At 73.0% G+C, this 2,768-nt stretch carries 4 protein-coding genes; all 4 read left to right on the top strand.

Annotated features, from left to right (window positions below):
• Positions 1-402: 402 nt before the first annotated feature.
• Positions 403-1,083, top strand: coding sequence for a ribosome maturation factor RimP (gene rimP / locus ACWEVO_RS34360; protein ID WP_452311580.1), 681 nt, complete (start codon positions 403-405; stop codon positions 1,081-1,083).
• A complete protein-coding gene (gene nusA, locus ACWEVO_RS34365; RefSeq protein WP_452311581.1) occupies positions 1,080-2,123 on the top strand; it encodes a transcription termination factor NusA in 1,044 nt (347 codons plus the stop codon). Before rimP ends, nusA begins: the two co-directional genes overlap by 4 nt.
• A gap of 16 nt (positions 2,124-2,139) precedes the next feature.
• On the top strand, positions 2,140-2,475 hold the full coding sequence (locus ACWEVO_RS34370) for a YlxR family protein (RefSeq protein WP_452311582.1): 336 nt from the start codon (positions 2,140-2,142) through the stop codon (positions 2,473-2,475).
• A 93-nt stretch (positions 2,476-2,568) separates the two neighbouring features.
• A partial coding sequence (locus tag ACWEVO_RS34375) for a translation initiation factor IF-2 N-terminal domain-containing protein (protein WP_452311583.1) occupies positions 2,569-2,768 on the top strand: 200 nt, incomplete at its 3' end.

A 2,768-nucleotide genomic window follows, 5' to 3' on the forward strand; every position in this document is an offset into this window, starting at 1 on the left:
GGCGGCGGCGACGGCGGCCCGGTACCGGGCCTCCAGCGCGAGCGACTCCGCGGCGAGCGGTTCGAGGGGGTCCGGCCCCCGTGCCGCGTCGCCACCACGGTCGAAAAGATCACAGCCGGTCAGCGGCGCCGCGGCGCCGCCGAGCGCGACCAGCGCCCCGGCGCGCAGCACATTTCGTCGGGTATGTCCCGCTGCTTCCTGGCGTCGTGTCGTTCTGCCCGTCCCCACCGGACAAGTCAACACCATCCGCGCCGGGGTCATGGGCCCATCGGCGTCGGTGCGCCGCCGGGTCCGCCGGCCGGCCCGCGCGTTACGCTCTGCGCAGCCACCGGGCGCGTACGCCCCGGTGGCGTGCCGGCATGGCGGGCCGACCGGCCCGTCCGAGACCAGAAGGGTGCGCAGATGACGCAGCGTGGCCGTGCCACCAGGCCGACGGGGCCCTCCGGGCGACCCCGACGGTCCGCCGGGCCCCGTACCGGGGACCGGGCCGGCGCGCCCCGCGGCGATCTGGCCGCCCGCCGCGCCCGGCTGCGCGAGGTGATCGAGCCCGTGGTCACCGACGCCGGGTACGACCTCGAGGACCTCTCCGTCTCCCGCGCCGGCCGCCGGCACGTGGTCCGGGTGATCGTGGACGCCGACGGCGGCATCAACCTGGACGCCGTCGCGGACGTCTCCCGGGCGGTCTCCGCCGCGCTCGACGCCGCCGAGGAGGCCGGGGGCGACATCGTGGCCGGCGAGTACCAGCTGGAGGTCAGCTCCCCCGGCGTGGACCGGCCGCTCACCCTGCCCCGGCACTGGCGGCGCAACGTCGGCCGGCTGGTCAAGGTGACCGTGCGGGGGCCCGAGGGGGACCGGCAGCTCACCGGTCGGGTGACCGGGGCGGACGACGAGCGCGTGGAGCTGGAGACCGAGGCCGGCCGCGCGGAGCATTCCTACGCCGAACTCGGACCCGGCCGGGTCCAGGTGGAGTTCAGCCGCCTGGACGAGATCGACGAGGCGGACGAGTTCGGCAGCGACGACGAAGCCGGCGGGGCCGGCGAAGACACCGACGACGACGATGATGTGGAGGACGAGGAGAGGTGAACATCGACCTCGCGGCGCTGCGCGCACTGGAGCGCGAGCGGGAGATCCCGTTCGACACCATCCTCGCGGCGATCGAGACCGCGCTGCTGACCGCGTACCGGCACACCGAGGGCGCCGAGCCGCACGCCCGGGTGGAGATCGACCGCAAGACCGGGGCCGCCTCGGTCTACGCCCAGGAGGTGGACGCCGAGGGCACCGTGGTGCGGGAGTGGGACGACACCCCGCACGACTTCGGCCGGATCGCCGCCATGACCGCCAAGCAGGTGATCCTCCAGCGGCTGCGGGAGGCCACCGACGAGGTGCACTTCGGTGAGTACGTCGGCCGCGACGGCGACCTGGTCACCGGCGTGGTGCAGGCGCACGAGGCCCGCTCCGAGAAGGGCATCGTCAGCGTCGACCTGGGCAAGCTCGAGGGCGTCCTGCCGCAGTCCGAGCAGGTCCCCGGCGAGCGGTACGCACACGGCGAGCGGATCCGCTGCGTCGTGGTGCACGTGGCCAAGGGAATGCGCGGCCCGCAGATCACGTTGTCCCGATCGCACCCGGCACTGGTGAAGAAGCTCTTCGCCCTCGAGGTGCCGGAGATCGCCGACGGCACCGTGGAGATCGGGGCGATCGCCCGTGAGGCGGGTCACCGGACGAAGATCGCGGTGCGCTCGACCGTTCCCGGCGTGAACGCCAAGGGCGCCTGCATCGGCCCGATGGGCCAGCGGGTGCGCGCGGTGATGAGCGAGCTGCACGGCGAGAAGATCGACATCATTGACTGGTCGGACGACCCGGCCACCTTCGTCGGCAACGCGCTCTCGCCGGCCAAGGCGCTCCGGGTCGAGGTGGTCGACCTGGCCAGCCGGACCGCCCGGGTGACCGTCCCGGACTTCCAGCTGTCGCTGGCCATCGGGCGGGAAGGGCAGAACGCCCGACTTGCTGCCCGACTGACCGGTTGGCGGATCGACATCCGGTCCGACGCCGAGCAGGCCGGAGGGGCGACCCGGAGCGGAGCTGATCACGTACCCGAGCCGGGCGGCGCGATCTCGAACGGCTAGGGGTAGACTTCTTCCAGTGGTACGACGCGCGCTACCGGAGCGCACCTGTGTGGGCTGCCGGAAGCGGGCGCCGGCCAGCGAGTTGCTGCGGATCGTCGCGGTCGGCGACGAGGCTGGTCACTACGGCCTCCGGCCCGATCCGGCCCGCAGACTGCCGGGTCGGGGAGCGAACATGCACCCGGATCCGGCCTGCTTCGCGCAAGCGGTGCGGCGCCGCGCCTTCGGGCGGGCGCTGCGTGTCACCGGGGTCGTCGATCACGGTGCGCTGGCGGAGCACGTTGACGCGCAACCCCCGACGACCGGTCAACCCGACCGGTCGAGGGTCGCTAGCAAGGTAGGACGACCGACATGAGCACACGATGAAGTCCCAGAAATGACCAGGCTTCAAGTGCACGAGTGAGGTCGCTGCGGGTACTGCCCGCACGACCTCGGAGTGAGGAGTGCAGTGGCAGGAAAGGCCCGCGTACACGAGCTCGCCAAGGAGCTCGGGGTCGAAAGCAAGACCGTTCTCGCCAAGCTCAAGGAGATGGGCGAGTTCGTGAAGTCCGCGTCCAGCACCGTCGAGGCGCCCGTCGCCCGACGGCTGCGTGGCGCTTTCGTCGCATCCGCCGGTGGCACCTCGGCGCCGGCCGCCCCGACGGCGGC

It is taken from the genome of Micromonospora sp. NPDC003776 (genome assembly GCF_053605645.1).

Coding starts and splice junctions, on each gene's coding strand:
- rimP (WP_452311580.1), top strand. CDS start 403: ATGACGCAGCGTGGCCGTGCCACCAGGCCGACGGGGCCCTCCGGGCGA.